The 20,525-nt window shown below is 67.1% G+C and carries 19 protein-coding genes; 9 read left to right on the forward strand and 10 right to left on the reverse strand.

Features of this window, described 5'->3' with window-relative positions; translation table 11 throughout:
- Positions 1 to 4 precede the first annotated feature (4 nt).
- Positions 5 to 361 (reverse strand): hypothetical protein, encoded by a 357-nt coding sequence (locus tag ACIP6U_RS20230; protein WP_401719439.1) that lies wholly within the window; start codon positions 359 to 361, stop codon positions 5 to 7.
- A 180-nt stretch (positions 362 to 541) separates the two neighbouring features.
- On the opposite strand from ACIP6U_RS20230, the gene ACIP6U_RS20235 reads away from it, so the two are divergent.
- Positions 542 to 979 carry a hypothetical protein gene (locus ACIP6U_RS20235; protein WP_401719441.1) on the forward strand — a complete coding sequence of 146 codons (438 nt, stop codon included), beginning with the start codon at positions 542 to 544 and terminating at the stop codon, positions 977 to 979.
- A 13-nt stretch (positions 980 to 992) separates the two neighbouring features.
- Here ACIP6U_RS20235 and ACIP6U_RS20240 read toward each other — a convergent pair whose 3' ends face one another.
- From ACIP6U_RS20240 to ACIP6U_RS20250, 3 genes are all read right to left on the reverse strand, one after another.
- Positions 993 to 1,721: a GntR family transcriptional regulator gene (locus tag ACIP6U_RS20240; RefSeq protein ID WP_401719444.1), complete on the reverse strand. Its 729-nt coding sequence runs from the start codon at positions 1,719 to 1,721 to the stop codon at positions 993 to 995.
- Between the two features lie 83 nt (positions 1,722 to 1,804).
- Positions 1,805 to 2,242, reverse strand: coding sequence for an ATP-binding protein (locus ACIP6U_RS20245; protein WP_401719446.1), 438 nt, complete (start codon positions 2,240 to 2,242; stop codon positions 1,805 to 1,807).
- 275 nt (positions 2,243 to 2,517) lie between these two features.
- Positions 2,518 to 3,258, reverse strand: coding sequence for a GntR family transcriptional regulator (locus ACIP6U_RS20250; RefSeq protein ID WP_401719449.1), 741 nt, complete (start codon positions 3,256 to 3,258; stop codon positions 2,518 to 2,520).
- An 83-nt stretch (positions 3,259 to 3,341) separates the two neighbouring features.
- On the opposite strand from ACIP6U_RS20250, the gene ACIP6U_RS20255 reads away from it, so the two are divergent.
- Positions 3,342 to 4,454: a DUF1152 domain-containing protein gene (locus ACIP6U_RS20255; RefSeq protein ID WP_401719452.1), complete on the forward strand. Its 1,113-nt coding sequence runs from the start codon at positions 3,342 to 3,344 to the stop codon at positions 4,452 to 4,454.
- A gap of 695 nt (positions 4,455 to 5,149) precedes the next feature.
- Positions 5,150 to 6,301, forward strand: coding sequence for a hypothetical protein (locus tag ACIP6U_RS20260; RefSeq protein WP_401719455.1), 1,152 nt, complete (start codon positions 5,150 to 5,152; stop codon positions 6,299 to 6,301).
- A 615-nt stretch (positions 6,302 to 6,916) separates the two neighbouring features.
- On the opposite strand, the gene ACIP6U_RS20265 is transcribed toward ACIP6U_RS20260, so the two are convergent.
- Entirely contained in the window at positions 6,917 to 7,114 is a 198-nt protein-coding gene (locus ACIP6U_RS20265) for a hypothetical protein (protein WP_401719457.1), read from the reverse strand.
- A gap of 253 nt (positions 7,115 to 7,367) precedes the next feature.
- Here ACIP6U_RS20265 and ACIP6U_RS20270 point away from each other — a divergent pair, with 253 nt between their 5' ends.
- Together ACIP6U_RS20270 and ACIP6U_RS20275 are read left to right on the forward strand one after the other, a co-directional pair.
- Positions 7,368 to 8,570: an NAD(P)/FAD-dependent oxidoreductase gene (locus tag ACIP6U_RS20270; RefSeq protein WP_401719459.1), complete on the forward strand. Its 1,203-nt coding sequence runs from the start codon at positions 7,368 to 7,370 to the stop codon at positions 8,568 to 8,570.
- A gap of 10 nt (positions 8,571 to 8,580) precedes the next feature.
- Complete coding sequence (locus ACIP6U_RS20275; RefSeq protein WP_401719462.1) at positions 8,581 to 9,519, forward strand: sigma-70 family RNA polymerase sigma factor; 939 nt, start codon at positions 8,581 to 8,583, stop codon at positions 9,517 to 9,519.
- 171 nt (positions 9,520 to 9,690) lie between these two features.
- Here the strand turns inward: ACIP6U_RS20275 and ACIP6U_RS20280 are convergent, their stop codons facing one another.
- Complete coding sequence (locus ACIP6U_RS20280; RefSeq protein ID WP_401719465.1) at positions 9,691 to 10,218, reverse strand: MarR family winged helix-turn-helix transcriptional regulator; 528 nt, start codon at positions 10,216 to 10,218, stop codon at positions 9,691 to 9,693.
- Positions 10,219 to 10,513: 295 nt separating this feature from the next.
- Between ACIP6U_RS20280 and ACIP6U_RS20285 the strand changes: the two genes are divergently transcribed.
- Positions 10,514 to 11,410 (forward strand): alpha/beta fold hydrolase, encoded by an 897-nt coding sequence (locus tag ACIP6U_RS20285; protein ID WP_401719468.1) that lies wholly within the window; start codon positions 10,514 to 10,516, stop codon positions 11,408 to 11,410.
- 55 nt (positions 11,411 to 11,465) lie between these two features.
- Positions 11,466 to 12,179, forward strand: coding sequence for a hypothetical protein (locus ACIP6U_RS20290; protein ID WP_401719471.1), 714 nt, complete (start codon positions 11,466 to 11,468; stop codon positions 12,177 to 12,179).
- On the opposite strand, the gene ACIP6U_RS20295 is transcribed toward ACIP6U_RS20290, so the two are convergent.
- The 3 genes from ACIP6U_RS20295 to ACIP6U_RS20305 form a co-directional block, all read right to left on the reverse strand.
- A complete protein-coding gene (locus tag ACIP6U_RS20295; RefSeq protein ID WP_401719474.1) occupies positions 12,157 to 12,615 on the reverse strand; it encodes a hypothetical protein in 459 nt (152 codons plus the stop codon). The two genes, ACIP6U_RS20290 and ACIP6U_RS20295, sit on opposite strands and share 23 nt — an antisense overlap.
- 75 nt (positions 12,616 to 12,690) lie before the next feature.
- Positions 12,691 to 13,236, reverse strand: a complete 546-nt coding sequence (locus ACIP6U_RS20300; protein ID WP_401719475.1) for a hypothetical protein — start codon at positions 13,234 to 13,236, stop codon at positions 12,691 to 12,693.
- A gap of 183 nt (positions 13,237 to 13,419) precedes the next feature.
- Positions 13,420 to 13,656, reverse strand: a complete 237-nt coding sequence (locus ACIP6U_RS20305; protein WP_401719478.1) for a hypothetical protein — start codon at positions 13,654 to 13,656, stop codon at positions 13,420 to 13,422.
- A gap of 89 nt (positions 13,657 to 13,745) precedes the next feature.
- Here ACIP6U_RS20305 and ACIP6U_RS20310 point away from each other — a divergent pair, with 89 nt between their 5' ends.
- Positions 13,746 to 14,183 carry a hypothetical protein gene (locus tag ACIP6U_RS20310; protein WP_401719480.1) on the forward strand — a complete coding sequence of 146 codons (438 nt, stop codon included), beginning with the start codon at positions 13,746 to 13,748 and terminating at the stop codon, positions 14,181 to 14,183.
- Positions 14,184 to 14,269: 86 nt separating this feature from the next.
- Here the strand turns inward: ACIP6U_RS20310 and ACIP6U_RS20315 are convergent, their stop codons facing one another.
- Entirely contained in the window at positions 14,270 to 16,894 is a 2,625-nt protein-coding gene (locus ACIP6U_RS20315) for a hypothetical protein (protein WP_401719483.1), read from the reverse strand.
- 298 nt (positions 16,895 to 17,192) lie between these two features.
- Between ACIP6U_RS20315 and ACIP6U_RS20320 the strand changes: the two genes are divergently transcribed.
- Positions 17,193 to 20,417 carry an alpha-L-rhamnosidase gene (locus ACIP6U_RS20320; RefSeq protein ID WP_401719486.1) on the forward strand — a complete coding sequence of 1,075 codons (3,225 nt, stop codon included), beginning with the start codon at positions 17,193 to 17,195 and terminating at the stop codon, positions 20,415 to 20,417.
- Positions 20,418 to 20,525: the final 108 nt, after the last annotated feature.

Genomic DNA, 20,525 nt, shown 5'->3' on the forward strand with positions numbered 1-20,525 from the left:
ACGATCAACCCGCCTGAGCGGCCGAGACCGGGAAGGCACCCGGCGCGATCGCGGTCGCGCGGTAGGCGATGCCGTGCCGCTGCTGGCCGTTGAACACGCTCTCCCACGGCCGGGCGATGAGGCCCGGCAGGGACACGGGCGCGCCAACGGTCAGGCCCTCCGTCACTCCGCTTTCAGGGATGGTGACTTGGACGATCGACGAGTCGCCCTCGTCGATGTAGACGACGCCCACGGTCATCAGCGCCTCACCGCTCACGGCGTCCTTGGCGATCTCACCGGTCTGCCGGTCGCGCACCTTCGGTGCCGGCGCTTCGGTGAGCAGGATCGTGGCGGTCGAGGCGTCAACTCGGATTACACGCACAGAGACTTCTCCTTCTGAGATCAACAACCCGTCACCCGACAGGTTGACTTAGCAAGTTCGAAAGTAGAGTTGCCAAGTTGACTTGTCAAGTGACTTCACTAGCGACCTCCAGCCACCCGGCGAGCGCAAGCGAGGACCGAGGCGCACGATGGAATGAGTAACGCCCAGAAGGGCCGGATCATGAGCAAGTTGCATCACGTTCGGCATCCCAAGACCGCCCCAGTACAGACCTGGGGCCCGCGGAATCCCGAGGCGCCAGCGTCGCCGTCACAGTCCTGGCCGGTACAGCCCCAAGGCATCCCACCTGGCCAATTCCCGTACCAGAGCCAGGCAACAACTCCCCTCCCCCGCAAGCGACATCGCGTCTTCTTCTGGGTCTTCCTGGCCGTCCAGATCCTGTTCCTGATCTGGGTGATCGCCGGAGCCGCCAGCGGCAGCGGCACACCGGAGGGGTGCCAGGGGATGACCGGCGATGACCTGAAGTTCTGCAACGACGCGAGCGATCTCGGCACCACGATCGGCGTCGGCCTGATCGTTGGATTCTGGGTGGCCGCGGACTTCGTCCTCGGAGTTACGTACCTGATCTACCGACTTGCCACTCGGCAGCCGCGAGTATGAGGCACCGGGCTTGTCAGTTGAGCCGGTAGGTGTCTTCGAGCTCCTGCCCATCGGCAGGAAGCAGCACGTCAGAGACCTGCAACGCCTGGCCGGACGCATCACGCGCGATGACCAGGACGCTGAGGACTGGGACGCCATCGGACAGGCCGAGAAGCTCAGACTCAACGGCGTCAGGCAAGCGGGCCGAGACACGTTCCGTCACGTGGTCGAAGCGCACCTTCTTGCGGCCCTCAAGATGCTCCCGGGCGCCGACGGCCAGCGGTTTCGGGCTAGCCAGCTCCGTGCCATCGACGAGGCCGGCGGGGAAGTACGACGAGACGAGCTCGACCGCCTCCCCGTCCTCCTCGATGAGAAACCGGCGCATGAGGACTTCGGCCCGCTTGGGCAGCCCCAGCACAGAGGCAACGCGCGCCGGAACCGGAACTTGGTCGACTACAACCAGACGCCCAGGAGTCCGCGACTCGTCACGCTCCAGCGCTTGGCGCCCTCGACGGTCCTTCTGCTCGACGACGGCCGGTCGTCCCCGCACGATCGTGCCGTACCCCTGCCGAGACTCCAGCCATCCGTCCCGCTTCAACAGCTCAAGCGCCCGGACCACCGTGGGGCGGGACATCCCGAACTCCTGGACCAGCTGATTCTCACTGGGAACCCGAGTGCCCGGCGGGTACGTACCGTCCTCGATGCGGCTTTGCATCGTCTGAGCGAGGCGTACGTACTTGGGCGCCTCCACTTCATACGCCATGAACGCCGCCCGTCACGATTGGCCAAGTCAACTGGTCAACCAGATTAGCGTCAGTGCCTATAGAAGAGAACCAGGGCGACCAGTCAGGCAGCCCAAGCATCGGCCATCACGAAGGAAACGACCGTCCCGCCGAAACGGCTGGGCCCGGCATGCCAGGACTCGGCGATGGAGTCGACGAGAAGCAGTCCGCGCCCATGCGCGTCAGCCGCCTCCGGTCGCCGCATCCTCACGTTCGCGGGAAACCCCGGGTTGTGTACCTCGACCCGGAGGGATGTTCCCTCGCGGAACCACTCAACCTTGACGACCCACGAGCCCTCCGACCGGCCGTAGATGATCGCGTTGGTCACCAGCTCCGAGATCATCAACACGCAGTCATCGACCGAGCAGTTGGGGTTGTACGGGGCGATGAGCTTCCGAAACCAGCGTCGGGCGATCCCCACCGAGTCAGGTAACGGCTCCATGGTCATCGCGCCAAGGCGTGGTGAGCCCTCAGAGGGATTGCGATCGATCGTGTAGCGCATCCGTGCTCACTCCTTGCCGCTGCCGTCACAGTCGAGGCAGCGCCGTCTCGATGCGGCACGGGTACGGTCGTTGACGATGGACAGCGCCAGCGAGGTGCGTGAACTGACTCGTTTCCAGCCTCGCCCACGACACCCCCGGCAAGGTAAGTGCGCGTCCTGTTCCGGCCGCTGCCCCGTCACGCCGTACCCCCTTCCAGTAAGTGGCCTTAGCCACTTACTGGATAGTGGCATTAGCCACTCGCGCTACGCAAGTGGTTCGCCGAAATGACGAACCATCAGGTGAGCGGATATCCCTGCTCGAACGCCCAGCGGTGCGGCGGATAGGTGGCCTCGGCGAACTCCAACGGCCTGTCCTGGAGATCGAACACGACGTGATTCACGATCAAAACAGCAGACTGGGGCTCCAGTTGAAGATCCACAGCCTCCTCCTCTGTCGCCGGCCGAGCGCACATGCGGTCTTCGGCGTAACTCCCTTGCCGTCCAGTCATGTTCTCGACGTACATCAGGGTGCCTTCCTGGATCCGTTCCGGCTCCAGCAGCTTGGGCGCCCGCTCCCCGACGTCCGGCGCGAACCACGAAGTGGACAGGTTGATGGGCCCGTCCTGGTTGTTGGTCACGCGCCGGCGGTGCACTGCCCGACGGTCTTTCACCAGACCCAGCGCCTCAGCGACGTGATCGGGTGCCTCCAGCCAACCGGTCGAAGTGATCACCGCGTACTCACCAGAGGTGTAGATCTTCCCGGTCTGCCGCGCCCGACCGTACAACTCCCGTGCCCGCCGGTTGACTTCAAGGCTCCGCACGTACGTGCCCGAACCCTGCCGCTTCTCCACGAGCCCTTGATGACTCAACGCTTCCAACGACCGCGCGGCGGTCGGCCTGGACACCTTCCAGTTCGCCGCCAGTTGTCGCTCCGAGGGGACCTCGTCCCCCGGCCTCAAGTCGCCCCGAAGGATCTGATCGCGGATGAAGTGAGCGATCTGGAGATACTTCGGCTGCGCCTCTTCGATCTGAGGCATGTGTACCCTCCCCATCCAAGTGGCTATGGCCTCTAGCCACTATAGGGTGAGTGGCCAGGGGCCGAACCCGTAATCTTGCCCACATGACGCGGTTGATCGTCGCAGCAGGTGGAGGAGGGGACGCAGTCGCCGCCGCAATGCTCGACGCGGCCCTGTACGGCGACGAGGACCAGGCGGTGATCCTCACGTACGCGTGGGACCGCCTGTTGGTCGACCCCGTCCCAGGCCCTCGAAATCCCTCCGACTTCACGGGACTCGCACCCGTCACTCAGTTGGTGTGGTCGGTGCCGGCCGAGGCCCGCCCGATCGCTCCAGCGGGATCCACCCTCCCGCGGCTTGCGGCAGAGCTCCCGCACACCTTCGCGCTGATCGATCCGCAGTACGGCGCCGAGGGCATGACTCGCCAACTCGAAGAGCTGGTGAGCCACTTGGAGCCTACGTCGATCGACCTCTTGGACGTGGGCGGCGACATCCTCGCGCGAGGCGACGAACCGACGCTGAAGAGCCCGCTGGCCGATGCGCTGACGCTGGCCGCGTGCTGCCAGGTGAACGCGTCCATCCGACTCCTGGTCGCCGGCCCCGGTCTGGACGGTGAACTCCCCATCGAGAAGATGCGCGGTTTGCTCGGGCCTCTCGTCCACACCTTCACAGCGAAGGACGCGGAGCCAGTCAGCTCGGTGCTGGAATGGCACCCTTCTGAGGCAACCGGGATGCTCGCCGCAACTGCACGAGGAGTGCGAGGCATCTGCGAAGTACGGGACGCCGGACTCCCCATCCCGCTCACGGACGACGGCCCGACGGTCCATGAAGTCGACTTGGACGAGGCCCTGAGCCGCAACGAGTTGGCTCGCGCCATCCTGTCTACGACCACCCTCGACGAGGCCGAAGCACGTAGCCGGGAAGTCTGCGGCTACTCGGAAATCGACTACGAGCGCAACAAGGCCACGTGGCTCAAGGACCAGCCGGCGGAGGAGTTCGATCCCGGTACCGTGCTGTCGCAGCTTGACGCCTTCGAGGACGAGGCCAGAAGCCGCGGAGTCACTCACACGACGTTTCGCCGCCTCACAGAAGCACTAAGCCTTCCCGGCAGCCAGCGAGAAGCTCTACGAGCACTACTCATGGAGACCAGGCCAGAGCGGTACGCGGCTCCCCTCTGGGATCTCACCAGCACCGAGGCCGGGGCCACCTCACCGTGAGCGTGTTCAGAAGCGACCTCGACTTGGCCGTGCAGGACGCCACTGGCACCGGTGCCGAAGCCGACGTTGCTCTGAACCTAGTGACCGGCAACATCAGGCTGTCGATCCTCTGGACCCAAGAAATGCAGCTCTCCCCGGACGACGCCGATCAGGTAGCCCAGGCACTTCAGCGAGCAGCCGCGGAATCCCGAAGCATGGCAGCAGCCTCGAAGCCAGAGAGCGCACCGGGCTCACAACACCCGTCAGACACCTGAGTAACAACCTTCCTTACGGGTTCAAGGCGGCTCGCTCCGCTCCCCGCGCGCGGCCCGACCCCCGGCCGGGCCTGCGCTCCTGTCTCCGCCCCGCTCCAGCCCGGCCGGCGCCCGGGCCGCGCTCATGGCAATCAGTCGCCTGATGCCAAAGATGGGGCATGCCGTTGCTGGGGCGGTCAGCTCCGCGGCTTTACGGAGCTGCTTTGGCGCGAGTGATCATGGCCCCAACGTCGTGCTTTAACAGGCCGGTCCACAGACTGCCCGATGCACCGGAAGGTTACGGAGCCATGATCACTCGCGCCAAAGCAGCTCCCGGCCAAAGTCGCTACACCGACCTCACGCTCAAGTTACCCGCCAGAAACAGCCAACTCCAGACGTCACCTCGCTCTATGATCTCCCCAGTGCTTGCACTCTTCTGACTTACAAGGGTTGGGTAAATCAATGACGAATCCTAATGCGCCGGAAAATAGCGACACCTTCCTCTGCCGGATTGGAACTATTTTCCTCCTCTCTCCAGAAAAGAAGGAATTCGACGAATACGCTAACGATCTGAAAGGAGCCCTCCAGGACGATCCGAGAGTGCAGTGGGTCAAGCAGCCAAGGTTGAACACAGATTTCTGTAGCCATCTCGCTGTCTATCCGAATTCTGAAAACTCTAATTCGGATGCAGTTATGCACGGCTCCGACGCTCTGCGGGCCGTGCAGCTTGATCGCCCACTTCTATTTAAGATCGTGGTGCCGATAAAGAACCAACCGAAACATCATCACGCGGACGATATCCCGACGGATACTTATTGGATCGCCTGGGATGGCGTCGTCGTTATGGTGCTCTGGCGCCACGAGGCGACGAGCATCCCGCAGTCGGGTGGGCAAATTGTGATGCAGGTGCTTGAGCAAGCTTGCGAAGCAATCGGACTTGGGGCGTTCAATCAGGCGTGCTCTCCCGCGTGCACGAATGTCTTCATGCACTCTGATCTCATCGTGAGGCAATTGGAAGACGCAAATGACTGCAAGGTCGAGAGCGTAGACCGGACCACAGTAAACATCACAGCCCCCGTAAGTGATGAGCCAGAAGGCGTTCTTTTTGATCTCTTCTACACTTTCGGGCGCACGTCACTTATTTTCGCCCGACAAAAGAATTTGGGGCGGCGGATCATCGACCTAGAAGCTGAGGCATGGGGGCGAGCTTCCCACCTGCTGTCGCACTACTCTGCCCACGTTGAAGCATCTGCGGCCCCAATTCGCAAACGGATCAAAATGCGCTGGGGTAACCGTGGGTGGCGTAGAGAGGTCCGATCCCTTTCTGCCCAGACATGGGTATGCATGACTGGAATCGAAGTCATGATGCGTAGGTGGAGCGAGCTCAAGAACGATTTCTCAGACGAAGTCTCCGAGGGATCCTCTATGCCAATTTTTGAGATGGACTACTCGGACGAAGTAAAGGTGATCGAGTCTATCGACCTTTCACGACTGGAGAGTGTCAGCAACCAGGTAGAATCACGCCTGGACAATCGCCTAATTTCTTTCGCTACAGCAGGTGGTGCAATTTCGGGTGCTATTACAGGTGCGCTGGTAACGCTGTTGGGGGGATGATAACCGGGTATTCCCCGTCGGACGGGCGCTGATACCGCGGCAATGGGCTACCCGTGGGCTGGGCTGACCCAGCCCGCTATCTGTAACGTTCTGACCGGCCGTTTCCTTTCGGACCGAGTTGAGGGGCACAGCAGCCCAAGGCACCGTCCTCACCCAAGTTACTTCGGGACGAAGAAGTCATCGCCCGACGGCCCACCATCCCGCCTCTGGCGGTGCGGCTTGCTCTCACGGACGTTATCGGGCAGCGTGGCTGAGGCCCAGTGGTGGTTGCTCTGACACGCGCGCCTGATCGTTCGACGACCCACCATCGTGGTTGACGTTCGTCGGCTGAGGCTCAGACGTCCAAGGTCCAGGGCCCGGCAGTTCGGGGACGACGAGGACAACAGGCGTGCCATTCGCGTGCCAGAACCTGCGGGGACTCACGGGGATCAACGGGGAGTTGACCACAGACCGCCATGGGCCGGAGCCCAGTTCCACCGCAGGTCAGTACGGTAATAGCGCCCAGAAGACCGCAGCTTCCCAAGCTGAGAGTGCGAGTTCGATTCTCGTCACCCGCTCCATGGTTCACGACAAGGCCCAGGTCATCGACCGGGGCCTTTTTGCTGTCCATAGCGATCACTCGTCGCGTGCCAGATCCGTGCCAGAACGTTGATCGTCTGGATCAACCGAGTCTTCATCTGGCACGGCCGCAGCTTCCTGGCGACCCTTGCGTACGGTCGCGTCGAACCCGGCAGCACCTTCCGCCGAGAACACGAGTCCGTCGGCTCCCTTGCCCGCGAAGAGCTCCATATGGAGTCGCAGTTCCACCAGCAACCGAGGCCGGGGCCACCTCACCGTGAGCGTGCGAGGAAGCGACCTCGACTTGGCCGTACAGGACGATGTCAGGGTGTGACACCGACTCGATGGTCGCCCCATCGCCCCGTTCCGGCTGCCCAAAACAGGCCCAAACGCCTGTGGCGGTCCAGTCGTTCGTCCTGGGTTGGTGACCCGCGTCACACCTGGCTCCTGTCAGTAATCGGGGCGCCGTCTCGTTCGAAGGGCACACGAACGAGACAGGAGCATCGCCATGAAGCACCGCATCGTCGTACTCGGTGCCGGATACGCCGGGGCGTTCGCCGCCGGGAACCTGGCCCGGCGGCTCTCTCCCTCGGATATCGAGATCACCGTCGTCAACGCCGTGCCCGACTTCGTTGAGCGGATGCGGCTCCACCAGCTCGCGATCGGCCAGGACCTCGCGTTTCGCAAGCTCGCCGACGTGTTCGAGGGCACCGGGGTGCGGCTGCGCCTGGCGCGCGTCACGGGTGTCGACCCCGGGCGCAGGACCGTTGCCGTGACCGGCGAGGACGGCGAGGGCGAGCTCGTGTACGACACGCTCCTCTACGCGCTCGGCAGCTCTGTGGCCGACCATGGCGTCCCCGGCGTGGCCGAGTACGCCTTCGATGTGACCGGCCGGTCCTCGGCGCTGCGTCTGCGCGAGCGCCTGGCCGGCCTGGGTGCGGGCGCCGCCGTGCTGGTCGTCGGTGAGGGGCTGACCGGCATCGAGACCGCCACCGAGTTCGCCGAGTCCCGGCCCGACCTCTCGGTCGCGCTCGCCGCCCGCGGCGAGCTGGGCGCCTGGCTCTCCCCGAAGGCCCGCCGTCACCTGCGCCATGCCTTCGACCGGCTCGGCATCACCGTGCACGAGCACACCGGCATCGAAGCCGTCGAGCCGACCCGGGCGATCGCCGCCGACGGTGCATCCATCGCGGCCGATGTGACCGTGTGGTCGGCCGGGTTCGCCGTCCACCCCATCGCGGCTGCCGGCGGCCTTGAGGTCGCCGAGACCGGCCAGATCGTCGTCGACCGCACCATGCGCTCGGTGTCGCACCCGGACGTCTACGCCGCTGGTGACTGCGCCTACGCGATCGGCGAGAACGGCCGGCCGCTGCCGATGTCCTGCGCCTCGGCCGGCTTCACCAACATGCAGGCGACCGCCGCGATCATCGCGCGCCTGACCGCTCGTGACGTGCCGACCATCGGGCTGAAGTACTACGGCAACCACATCAGCCTCGGGCGGCGGGACGCGATCTTCCAGATGGTGGACACGGACGTCCGGTCGAAGTCCTGGTACCTGGGCGGCAAGGCCGCCGCGCGGCTGAAGTCGGGCGTGCTCAAGGGGGCCGGGTGGGGCATCGCCCACCCGACCTTCGGCATGCCGAAGCGCAAGCGCCGCCTGGCCACCGTGCCTGACCGGGCCGGTGCAAGGGCCGGTGCAAGGGCCGCTGCATAGGCTGCTGCGCATGGACAGCGCGGCCATCGATCGGTTCGAGGCCAGCCGGGGCCGGCTGGCCTCGCTCGCGTACCGTCTGCTCGGCTCGGCCGCCGACGCCGAAGACGCCGTGCAGGACACGTTCCTGCGCTGGCAGGCCGCAGACCGCGAACGGGTCGAAGTGCCGGAAGCCTGGCTGACCAAGGTCGTCACCCATCTCTGCCTCGACCGGCTCCGCTCGGCGCAGGCGCGCCACGAGCGAGCGGCCGGGACCTGGTTGCCCGAGCCGCTTCTTGACGGCGATCCCATGCTCGGTCCGGCCGATACCTTCGAGCAGCGCGAATCGGTGTCCCTCGCCGTCCTGACCCTGATGGAGCGGCTCTCGCCGGTCGAACGGGCCGTCTACGTCCTGCGTGAGGCCTTCTCGTACAGCCACGCCGAGATCGCCGGGATCCTCGACATCAGCGAGTCCGCGAGCCAGCAGCATGTCCACCGGGCCCGGATCCGCGTCGCCACCGAGCGCCGCCGCGGCGGCGAGGCCGACCCCGCGTCCGCGCGCCGGGTCGTCGAGGAATTCCTCGCCGCTGCCACGTCGGGGCGCACCGAACGGCTGGTGGCACTGCTCACCGACGATGTGACGGCTGTCTCGGACGGCTACGGACTGAGCACGCGGCTGTTGCAGTACGAGACGCGCGAGCGGGTCGCCTCCTACGTGCGGGCCGGCTTCAAACCCACGCCGGCGAAGCGGCGGCTGGCCGGAGGCTCGCCCGCGATGCATATCGCCCTGGTCAACGGCTCCCCGACCGTCCTCGCCGTGGTCGACGGCCGGGTCGTGGGCGCCGTGGCGTTCGTGGTCAGCGACGGCAAGGTCGCGTCCCTGCGCGGCATCGCCGCCGCGGACCGGCTCGCACGCCTCAACGAGGTCTGGCGGCAGCGCACACCCGACGCACCGTTCATCAACGCATGGTGATCGGAGCCACCGCAGGAGCCAACCAAAGATGCGCACTCGCCAGAGGACGCCGAGCAGATAGCCCAAGCTCTTCAGCCGATCTCAGGTGGACGGGACCTGGTACGACGGCACCCTTGGCTGCGGAAGGCCTGAGTACGAGCACATCGCGGGAACCCCGCTCACCGGAGCGAATCAGCCGTCCCCTTCCTCGGCGTTGAGGATGCACGTGGCCAGGGCCAGGAAATCTGCCTGTTGGGCAGAGGACAGAGGCGCGAGCAACATGTCCTCGACGACGGCCGCAGAGGGCGCGGCGACCGTCAGCGCCTTCTGGCCTTCGTCCGTGAGGCCGAGTACTTTGCGACGCCTGTCGGCGGGGTCTTGAGCAATGTCGATCAGACCGTTCGCGTGGAGACGGTTGATCAAAGGGCCGGCGGTGGACTTGTCCAGCCAGGTGTGGGTTCCCAGGGTCCGCTGGTCCATCCGGCCGTGCTCGCTCAGTACGGCCAGAACCATGAACTGGGCGAAGGTGAGATCACCGGGCGCGACGTCCTGCCACAGCTGTGTACGCCGCTGCCACAGCCGCCGGATGATGTACGCGGGGCTGTCGGGGTGACAGAACACCCGGCTGCCGTCGACGCGCCTGGGGCCCCCGTGTGTCAACTGACCGTCACGGCCTGGCGCGGAGGACTCCGCCTCGGACTGCGCGTTGTTGCCGGTCATGCTGCCCCACCTCGGAGTTCGTAGACCCACTGACATCCGCCACCGAGAATACTCCGTACACGGACCTTGCACTAGTCCGTGCACGGAGCTTATAGTCCGTGTACGGAATTTCGCTGCGGGTGTTCACCCACATGCGGAAGCCGCGCAGTCCATCGGGGCACCGTCCCACGACCGTGGTCCGCGCAGAGGGCCAGGCCGCACTCGACCCGGACAGACGCTGCGGATGCGTCACGCGTCGCAGCACTCAACGATGTCGCCCACGTGCATTCGGCGACCACTATCAAGGAGAGTCAGCATGATCGACGCAAAGGAAACGTTCGGTGGAACATGGCCCTTTGCCCCTCACTATTTCGAGGGCAACGGATTTCCGATGCACTACGTCGACGAGGGGCACGGAGACCCGGTCGTACTCCTTCACGGCGATCCGACCTGGGGGTATCTGTACCGGAAGTTCATTCCGCCGCTCTCAGAGACCCACCGGGTCGTCGTACCCGACCACATGGGCTTCGGAAAGAGCGGAACGCCCCGCGACCGCGACTACGCCCCGAAGGCTCACGTCGAGAACCTCGCGAACCTCATCGATGACCTCGATCTGGAGAACGTGACACTGGTGATCCAGGACTGGGGCGGCTTCATCGGATCCGCGTACACCATGCTCCACCCCGACCGGATCAAGCGGGTCTTCCTGGTCAACACGCTGACAGGGTTCGGCCTGGCGCCGGCCACTGAGACAAGCCCCTGGTTCCAGGTCGTGCAGGACCACCACGACGCCGGAACGGTGGAGGAGATCCTGGGGAACCTCGGAGTCAACATCCTCAGCGTGATGAAGGGCATCGGCTTCGAAAACTCCGCAGTCGTGAACGCGAACTGGCTCGCGGCCTACAGCGCTCCTTTCCCCACGAAGGACGAGACCGTCGGCTCGGCAGGACTCATGCTCGACGCGGTGCTCAGGCGCTTCACGCCCTATGTGAAGGAGCTTTTCCCCCTGCTGGAGAACCTCAGGTCCAAGCCGGCGATGCTCACTGTCGGCATGAAGGACCACGCCATCCTGCCCTCCCGGCAGATCGCGGATTTTCAGGCCGTCTGGCCGGACCGCCCCGTCATCAAGTTGCCGAACGCGGGCCACTTCAGCCAGGAGGATGCACCGGACGCCCTGATCGCGCTCCTCCAGCATTTCATCCAGACCACATAGAAAGCACCGCAGGTGCCAACCGCCACCGCGGTGTCTCCGACAAGGAAGCAAGCAAGTGAACGACCTTTTGAACACCGTGCTCGATGCGCACGGCGGCCTCCGACGCTGGAGTCAGGCCGCCTCGATCCGCGCAACGGCCGACATCGGCGGTCCGATGTGGGCACGGCGCGGCCAAGCGGGGATCTTCAGCAAGGCCCACCTCGTAGTCGACGTGCAGCAGCAGCACGTGATCTTCACCGACTTCACCACCCCCGGGCTGCGCGGCGTCTACACCCCCGGGCGGGTGGCGATCGAGGATCCGACGGGGAAGGTCGTCCTAGAACGCCACTCCCCGCGAGAGGCGTACCAGGGGCAGGAACTCACCAGCGCCTGGGACGAGTTGCACGCCCTCTACTTCGGCGGATACGCGATGTGGAACTACCTGACCACGCCCTACCTTCTCGCGCACCCGGACGTCCGGACCGAGGAACTCGCACCCTGGCAGCCGGACGGCGAGCAGTGGCGTCGACTCCGAGCCGTCTTCCCCCCGCACATCGCCACCCACAGCACCGAACAGATCCTCTCCTACGACACCTCAGGCCTGCTGCGCCGCCACGACTACCATCCGTACGTCATGGGTGACCGACCCGTTGCCCATCGAACAGAGGCACACCGCACCGTCGCCGGTCTCGTCTTTCCAACCCACCGTTACGTACTGCCCGTGGCCGACGGGCACCCCCTCCCCAACCCCATCATCACCATCGACCTCACCAACATCGCCGTCGACTGATCCAGGCCTGTAAGTACGACGCCGAGTTCGTGTCGTCCAGACTCTGCTGTACGCGACCCGGCACCATCTCCGAGCGCAACTCGCCACCTTGTGCAGGTGCGCGTCCGACACGGACTTGGGCTGCGCCGGTCTGGTTGTTGCGAACAGAGAGCGCGTCCACGAAGTTCGAGAGCGACCGCGTATCGCACTTGAACAGGTGGAAGATGCCGTGCTTGCCGTCGCCCTGACCAACCGCCACGCAGGCAATGCCAGATGCCCAGCAGCGCGCGATCAGCTCATCGGGCCGCTGGGCACTCGACACATCCCGCTTTGCCCACTCGCCTGAGCACAGCGGGTAGATCTCCGGTGTCCATCCGGCCGTTCCGGCCGCAACGTTCGATGCTGCCTGTGCTGGTGCCTGTACCGCCGGCGGCGGAACAAGGACTCCGGCGATCATCGTCACCACCATCGCAGCGGCCCGTCGTCCGATGCGACGTCGTGGCCCTGACGGATGTCGGGGTGTGGCCCGCGGTCAGGCCGTGCGGCCGGAGAAGGACGCGGCGGGGACTGCCGTCACGGCCGGCTGCGTACGGTCGACCATCCGGCTGCGTACGTAGATCGTGGCCACCCGGGTGACCACCTCGGTGAGCGCCATCAGGACGAACGCCGCGACCCAGGCCTGTTCGCTGGTGATGTGGTGGGCGAGGCTGAACCGGGCGACGTCGTCGGAACCGCCGCCGTGCTCGGTCCACAGCTGGAAGCCCATCCGGGCGCCCATGCCCAGCACCCACAGGATCGCCGAGACCGCGCCCGCCTTGATCAGGAGGTGACCGCCGGCGGAGCGGATCCGGGTGTAGACGCCGCCGGCGATACCGAGGACGGCGCCTGTACCCATCAGGGATCCGATCAGCACCAGGTCGTTGCCCGCGGTGGGGATCGAGTCGAGGTAGCTGTGCGCCACGAAGGCCACGATGCCCAGCGGGATCAGGAAGGTCTTGAGGTCGAGCCGGTCTTCCCGCAGCTGCCGGAAGACGACGAGGACGAGGGCGATGTCGATGATCCAGTCGGTCGTTGTCATGCCCTCAAGCCTGCTGGGACAAGGCTTTCCGCACCTGGACCCATGGGTGGAGTCCCGGGTGGAGCTCCAGCGGCGAGCCTTGGATGTCCTTGGATGTCCTGGGCTGGGCTGGGCTTCCCAGGCTGAGAGTGCGAGTTGGCCGCAGTCGCGTCGCTCGAAGGTGCGCGAGAGCAGAGGTTCGGCTCAGGCCGGCACCCGGTTCGGGGACGTGGTGTGTTCCGCGGCCGGGGTCGTGCGCCACAGTGCGGTGGAGAGCCAGATCAGGATGGCGTCGTACTGGCGGGTGAGCTGTACTCCGCGGCGGCCGGTCTGGACGACGGGCCCGGGGTGGTGGCCTGGCGGACGTGCGGTTTCGTCGCCGCGGTCGGTGCGCTGTTCGCCCTGGAGGCGGTCGGGCGGCACTCGGCGCGTGCAGCTCAACGGACAAATGTTCGAGCCCGGTGTCTCGGCGAGCACATGCGACCCCCGAGGCGGACGATGGAATGAGTAACGCCCAGAAGGGCCGGATCATGAGCAAGTTGCATCACGCTCGGCATCCCAGGACCGCCCCAGCACAGACCTGGGGCCCACGGAATCCCGAGGCGCAAGCGTCACCGTCACACCCCTGGCCGGCACAGCCTCAGGGCATCCCACCTGGCCAATCCCCGTACCAGAGCGAGGCAGCAACACCCCTCCGCCGCAAGCGACATCGCGTCTTCTTCTGGGTCTTCCTGGCCGTCCAGATCCTGTTCCTGATCTGGGTGATCGCCGGAGCCGCGAGCGGCCACGGCACACCTGAGTCATGTCAGGGGAGGACCGGCGCACGACTGCAGCTGTGCAACGACGCGAACGACGTCGGCACCACCATCGGCGTGGGCCTGATCATCGGGCTGTGGGTGGCCGTGGACTTCATCCTCGGAATCACGTACCTGATCTACCGGGTCGCCAGTCGGCAGCCACGGGTGTGAGGAAGAGGCGCGCCCACGGCCGCCGTCCTTCGCTGCTCGACTGCCGGGCCCCGGAGCGATCCAGGGCCCGGCGAGGTGCGATCAGGTCAGCGCACGTCCACCAAGTCGCCGCCCGACGTGGCCGTTGCCGTCGTGGGGGTGGCTGTGAAGGCGTATCTCCAGTAGCCGTCCGTCGTGGCCTTCGCCGTGGTTTTCAGGGCTCCTGTGCTGCTCGTGGTGATCGTCTTCACCGTCGTGTACGTGGAGGTGCCCTTCTTTCTGAACTGGAGTTTCACCTTCTGGGCGGCGTAGCCGTGGTAGCCGCCGAGGGTCTCCCAGTCCGCGCGGGTGAGCTTGCCGGTGATCGTGAGGGTCTTGCCCTTGGTGACCGGCTCGGGGGACGCGTTCACCGTCACCGTCGCATCGCGCACCACCGAGGCCGACTTGGCGGCGTGCAGGTCGGTGTGTCCCGTGCCGTCCGCGGACTCGGTCCAGGCGGCGACCTTCCAGGCGCCGGCGAGGGAGTTGCGGCCGAGGGTCCAGCGCGGCTGGATGTAGGCCAGCTGTGCCGCGCAGGTGGACGTGGTGGCGTTCACCTTGGTGCAGGTCGCCGGCCAGGTGCCGTAGAGGACGGCGTCGGGCGTGGTGTACGAGCCCCGGTAGAGGTAGAGGTCGCCGCTCGCGATCCCGGACGGATCCGTCGCGGTGAACTTCGCGGTGAACTCCTGAAGCGGCTCGTCGGTCAGTTCCACCGGCTTTCCGCCGTTCACCACGACGTTCGAGATGCGCGTCGCGCCCACCGTCTCGTCGCTCTGCGGGGCCGGGCCCCCGAACGCCCGCACGATGGTGCGGACGAGGCTGCCGCCCTTGTCGTCGGCCGCGGTGACGCGCAGCGTGACGTAGGAGGCCGTGGCCGGTACGTCCAGGGTGGCGGAGCCGTCGGTCCCGACGGGCAGGTCGGTCCAGTGCGTGCCGTCGTCCGTGGAGTACGCGAGGCCCGTGATCCTCGTGTTCGCCGCTTCCGACGACGTGTTGCGGGTGCGCGCGCTCGCGTCGATCCGGACCGTCCCGGCCGCCGCGCGCCCCAGGCTGTCCAGCCCCGAGACCTTCAACGGGGCGTCGATCAGCGGGAGTTCCCTGCCCTCCGCGTAACCCGAGCGGAACGTCCACTCGTTGTGCACGTCCGTCGACAACCGGGCGTACGGGACGCGGCGGTGGACGGTCTGGTCGAGGGTGTACGTCTTCTCCAGCGACGGCAGGCTCGACGACGTCACGCCCTGGGAGCTGTCGAGGCCCGAGGCCTGGGCGTAGGTGACGCCGTCGGACGTCAGCCTGTAGGCGTAGGTCGCGCGGAGGTCGAGGCCCGTGTTGCCCTCGGTGTCGCCGAAGGCGCTTCCCTCGTACAGCGAGATCTTCCCGAAGTACCGCTGTGAGCCGATGGATTGGCCGCGCACCGGCTGGAGCGGGGCCGCGCCCAGGACCTCGCCCGGGCTGGCCCCGGCGGGCAGGGTGCGGTCGGGGAGGTTCAGATTCAGCTCGCCGGTGCCGTAGTTGAGCAGGCGGCTGTAGGTGATGTCCGGGGTGGTGTACTCGGTGACCGAACCGGCGGCCGGCACCGAGTCCCCGATGAACACGCCCGTCCACTCGCCGAAGGACGGGACGCTCTGCAGGTACGCGGTGGTGCGGGTGCCCGGGGCGTTGATCTTCGTGACGGTCTTCGCCAGGGCGGCGGTACGGACCGTCTTGACGGGCGACGCGGGCACCATGCCGGTGAAGCTGTGCGTGAGGTCGTAGCGGTAGGGGCTCGGGGCGCTCGCGGAGGCGCCCTTCTTGGCGAGCACCTCGTGCAGCCGCAGCGAGACACCGGGCACCGAGAACGGGGTGACGTACACCTTGTCGGGCCCCGCGCCGGCGAAGCCCGCCAGGTCGCCGCCCGGGACGCTGATCCACACGGCGGAGGAGTCCCGGCCGGCGGTGGTGTCGTCGGTACGGATCGCGGTCTCCTTGGCCGCACGCTGGTCGAAGGTGACCGTGGTGGCGGCCGAACCGACGGTGAAGGTACGGGTGAGCAGGTAGCTCGGCTCCATCCAGTCGTCGTGCAACGCCACCGAGAAGTAGTCGCCCGGAGGCAGCTTCACGCTCGAAGTGCCGCCCGAGGTACCGATGTTGACGGCGTACGACGCCCACGTCCTGCGGTCCCAGACGTAGAACATCTTGGACCGGACGTCGGCGTGCGTGATGCTCAGCTTCACCGTGTACGTCGATGCGGCGGCGCTCGCCGTACCGAGACCGCCACGCGCGGCGGCTGTACTCGTGGCCGCACCCGCACGAGCACCAGCACCCGCACCCACACCCACACGCGTGCCCGTCGCCGTCAGCGGCAGCGTCGCCGCCCTGCGGTCCGCCGCGGACTTACCGGTCGGCCGCATGGAGACCGTGCCGTTCGTGGCGGCGACCGTGTAGCGGGCCGGACGGCCCCCGGCGCCTTCCGGGTCCGTCGTGACCCGGAGGTCCCGTCCGTCGACGAGTTCGACCCGGCCGCCGTCACCCAACTCGGCACTCAGCGACCCGCGTTGGGCCGATCCCGGCGCCGCGGAGACCACACCCACCGTGGCCGGCCCGCGGTCCGCGGCACTCGCCAAGGGCGCGAGCAGCACCGAGGCCGTCACCAACGCCCCGCTCACTCCCGCCGCGACCGGTCTTCGCAGCAGCCCACCCACATAGCCCGCCATCAACTGCCCCCTGTGCCTTCCCCTTGAGTCCCCTTGAGAACCGACTCCCGGCACATCCGTCACAGGAGTCGATCAGCTCACTCTAAGGTCCGTCGCGTTGATTGAAACCGTTCAATCCGATCGGCCTCGACTCGCGGACCGCCCCGGCACCGACGCATCACGAACCATCCACGTCAAGAAAACAACGCCACGACGATTGACCCCGACCCCACGCGGCTCTACGTTACCCACGCCTCTCACATATGAATCGATTCATCGAGTCGTCCATTCCAGCAGTGCGTGCGAGTGAGGAGTCGTAGTGATCAGCAGGAGGAGCATCCTCGCGGGTGCCGTCGCCACGGTCGCGGCGGTGACCGCCGAGGGCGTACCGGCGGTGGCCGCGCCGGCAGCCGGGCAGGGTCAGGCGCGGACAGCCGGCGGGCTGCGCGTCGCCGCGCCGACCGTGGAGTACGTCCGGCACCCGCTGGGCCTCGACGCCCAACGGCCCAGACTGAGCTGGCCGTTGGTGTCCGACAGGGTGGACGTGCGGCAGAGCGCCTATCAGGTCCGGGTCGCCACCACCGCGTCGCGCCTGTCCCGGCCGGACGTCTGGGACAGCGGGAAGGTCATGTCCGGCGAGTCCGTCCTCGTGTCCTACGGAGGTCCCGCGCTCGCGCCAAGGACGCGCTACCACTGGTCCGTTCGCGTGTGGGACGACGACGGCCGGGTCTCCGGCTGGAGCGCGCCCTCGTGGTGGGAGACCGGACTCATGACGGGCGGGGAGTGGACCGCCGAGTGGATCTCCGCGCCGGCCGGCCTCGTCGACGCGCCGTCCTTCGAGGGCGGTTCGTGGATCTGGTTCCCCGAGGGCGATCCGACGAGCAGTGTGCCGGCGGCCACCCGCTGGTTCCGGCGGACCGTCCGACTCCCCGACGGGATCACGTCGGCCACGCTCGCGATCACCGTCGACAACGTGTACGCCGTCTCCCTCAACGGGGTCGAGGTGGCCCACACCGACCTCGACACGGACAACGAGGACTGGAAACGCCCGGCCGTGGTCGACGTACTGGACCGGGTGCGGGCGGGCGACAACGTTATCGCCGTCGCCGCGACCAACGCGACCGAAGGCCCGGCGGGGCTCGTCGCCGTCCTCGTGGTCCGTACCGCGACCGGTGAGCAGAAGATGTTCACCGACGGCTCCTGGAAAGCCACGGATCATGAACCCCCGGCGGGCTGGCGGGACTTGGGGTTCGACGACGGGGGCTGGCCGGCGGCGAGAGTGGCCGCCGCGTGGGGCGCCGGACCGTGGGGACGGGTCGTTCCGGTGTCGTACGCCGTGACCCAGCTGCGGCACGAGTTCCGGCTGCCGCGCCGGAAGGTGGCACGCGCGCGGCTGTACGCCACGGCGCTCGGTCTGTACGAGGCCCACCTCAACGGCAGCCGGGTGGGCCGCGACGAACTCGCCCCCGGCTGGACGGACTACCGCACCCGTGTGCAGTACCAGGCGCACGACGTCACCGAGTTGCTGCGGCCCGGCGCCAACGCGATCGGGGCGTATCTGGCACCCGGCTGGTACGCGGGCAACGTGGGCATGTTCGGGCCCGGGCAGTACGGCCAAGTACCGGCGCTGCTCGCGCAGTTGGAGGTGGAGTACGCGGACGGGACGAGGGAGCGCATCACCTCGGGCGGCGACTGGCGGGCCGCCGCCGGGCCGATCGTCGCCGCCGACCTGCTCAACGGCGAGACGTACGACGCGCGCAAGGAGACCCCCGGCTGGGCCGCGCCCGGCTTCGACGACACGGGCTGGCTCGGCGTACGGGGCAGGGGCGGCGCCGGTGCCTTCGGGCCCGGCCTGATCGTCGCGCAGGTGGACGCCCCGGTACGGGTCGAGCAGGAGCTGACGCCGAAGGCGATCACCCAACCCAGGCCCGGCGTCCACGTGTTCGACCTCGGCCAGAACATGGTCGGCTCGGTGCGGCTGCGGGTGTCCGGCGCCGCGGGCGGGACCGTCCGGCTCAGACACGCCGAGGTGCTCAACCCCGACGGCACGATCTACACCGCGAACCTGCGGACCGCGGCGGCCACCGACACGTACACCCTCAAGGGCGGCGGGAAGGAGGAGGTCTACGAACCCCGGTTCACCTTCCACGGGTTCCGCTACGTCGAGGTGACCGGATTCCCGGGCACGCCGACCGCGAAGGCCGTCACCGGGCGGGTCATGCACACGTCCGCCCCCTTCACGCTGGACTTCGAGACCGACGTACCGATGCTCAACCAGCTGCACCACAACATCACTTGGGGACAGCGCGGCAACTTCCTGTCCGTGCCGACCGACACGCCCGCGCGCGACGAGCGGCTCGGCTGGACGGGAGACATCAACGTCTTCGCGCCCACGGCCGCCTACACGATGGAATCGGCCCGTTTCCTGTCCAAGTGGCTTGTCGATCTGCGGGATTCACGGACCTCGGAGGGCGCGTTCACGGACGTGGCGCCGGTGGTCGGCGCGCTCGGCAGCGGCACCGCGGGCTGGGGCGACGCGGGCGTCACCGTCCCCTGGGCCCTCTACCAGGCGTACGGCGACAAGCAGGTCCTGCGGGACGCGTGGCCGTCGGTCAAGACCTGGCTGACGTACCTGGAGCGCAACAGCGCTCAACTGCTGCGCCCGGCACAGGGATACGGCGACTGGCTGAACGTCGAGGACGAGACGCCGAAGGACGTCGTCGCCACCGCGTACTTCGCGCACAGCGCCGACCTCGCCGCCCGGATGGCCGGGGAGCTCGGCGAGGACGCGGACGCGGGCCTGTACCGCGGTCTGTTCGGGCGCATCCGGACGGCCTTCCAGAACGCCTACGTCGCCGCCGACGGCCGGATCAAGGGCGATACGCAGACGGCGTACGTCCTGGCGCTGTCGATGGACCTGCTGCCGGACGCGGCGCGGGGGCCCGCGGCGGACCGGCTGGTGGCGCTGATCGAGGCCAAGGACTGGCACCTGTCGACCGGTTTCCTCGGCACTCCCCGACTGCTGCCCGTCCTCACCGACACGGGTCACACCGACGTCGCCTACCGCCTCCTGCTGCAACGCACCTTCCCCAGCTGGGGATATCCGATTGACCGGGGCTCCACCACGATGTGGGAACGCTGGGACTCCATCCGGCCCGACGGCAGCTTCCAGGACGCGGGCATGAACTCCTTCAACCACTACGCCTACGGCTCGGTGGGGGAATGGATGTACACGAACATCGCCGGTATCTCGACGGGCGGGCCCGGCTACCGCGAGATCGTCGTCCGGCCCCGCCCGGGCAAGGACGTCACCTCCGCCCGCGCCGAGTTCACCTCGCTCTACGGCCCGGTCGCCACGCGGTGGCGCCTGAAGGGCGGCCGTTTCACCCTGACCTGCGAGGTGCCGCCCAACACGACCGCGGAGGTGTGGGTGCCCGCGTCCGGCCCGGCGGCGGTCGGACACACGCACGGGACGTTCCTGCGGCAGGAGGAGGGCTGCGCGGTCTACCGGGTCGGTTCCGGTACCCACCGCTTCACCACCTGACGAACGTCCGGTACCCACCGCTCGCCGCCCGCCGATCGTCCGTGAATCACCCCGGATTTGTCCTTGATCGGTAACGGACGCATCCCTTCGCCGCCGCTTCTCGTCCTG

Origin of the sequence: Streptomyces sp. NPDC088794 (genome assembly GCF_044750545.1) — a bacterium.
GTDB lineage: Bacteria > Actinomycetota > Actinomycetes > Streptomycetales > Streptomycetaceae > Streptomyces.

Coding starts and splice junctions, on each gene's coding strand:
- ACIP6U_RS20270 (WP_401719459.1), top strand. CDS start 7,368: ATGAAGCACCGCATCGTCGTACTCGGTGCCGGATACGCCGGGGCGTTC.
- ACIP6U_RS20280 (WP_401719465.1), bottom strand. CDS start 10,218: ATGACCGGCAACAACGCGCAGTCCGAGGCGGAGTCCTCCGCGCCAGGC.
- ACIP6U_RS20235 (WP_401719441.1), top strand. CDS start 542: ATGAGCAAGTTGCATCACGTTCGGCATCCCAAGACCGCCCCAGTACAG.
- ACIP6U_RS20240 (WP_401719444.1), bottom strand. CDS start 1,721: ATGGCGTATGAAGTGGAGGCGCCCAAGTACGTACGCCTCGCTCAGACG.
- ACIP6U_RS20310 (WP_401719480.1), top strand. CDS start 13,746: ATGAGCAAGTTGCATCACGCTCGGCATCCCAGGACCGCCCCAGCACAG.
- ACIP6U_RS20315 (WP_401719483.1), bottom strand. CDS start 16,894: ATGGCGGGCTATGTGGGTGGGCTGCTGCGAAGACCGGTCGCGGCGGGA.
- ACIP6U_RS20255 (WP_401719452.1), top strand. CDS start 3,342: ATGACGCGGTTGATCGTCGCAGCAGGTGGAGGAGGGGACGCAGTCGCC.
- ACIP6U_RS20245 (WP_401719446.1), bottom strand. CDS start 2,242: ATGCGCTACACGATCGATCGCAATCCCTCTGAGGGCTCACCACGCCTT.
- ACIP6U_RS20260 (WP_401719455.1), top strand. CDS start 5,150: ATGACGAATCCTAATGCGCCGGAAAATAGCGACACCTTCCTCTGCCGG.
- ACIP6U_RS20295 (WP_401719474.1), bottom strand. CDS start 12,615: ATGATCGCCGGAGTCCTTGTTCCGCCGCCGGCGGTACAGGCACCAGCA.
- ACIP6U_RS20250 (WP_401719449.1), bottom strand. CDS start 3,258: ATGCCTCAGATCGAAGAGGCGCAGCCGAAGTATCTCCAGATCGCTCAC.
- ACIP6U_RS20300 (WP_401719475.1), bottom strand. CDS start 13,236: ATGACAACGACCGACTGGATCATCGACATCGCCCTCGTCCTCGTCGTC.
- ACIP6U_RS20285 (WP_401719468.1), top strand. CDS start 10,514: ATGATCGACGCAAAGGAAACGTTCGGTGGAACATGGCCCTTTGCCCCT.
- ACIP6U_RS20275 (WP_401719462.1), top strand. CDS start 8,581: ATGGACAGCGCGGCCATCGATCGGTTCGAGGCCAGCCGGGGCCGGCTG.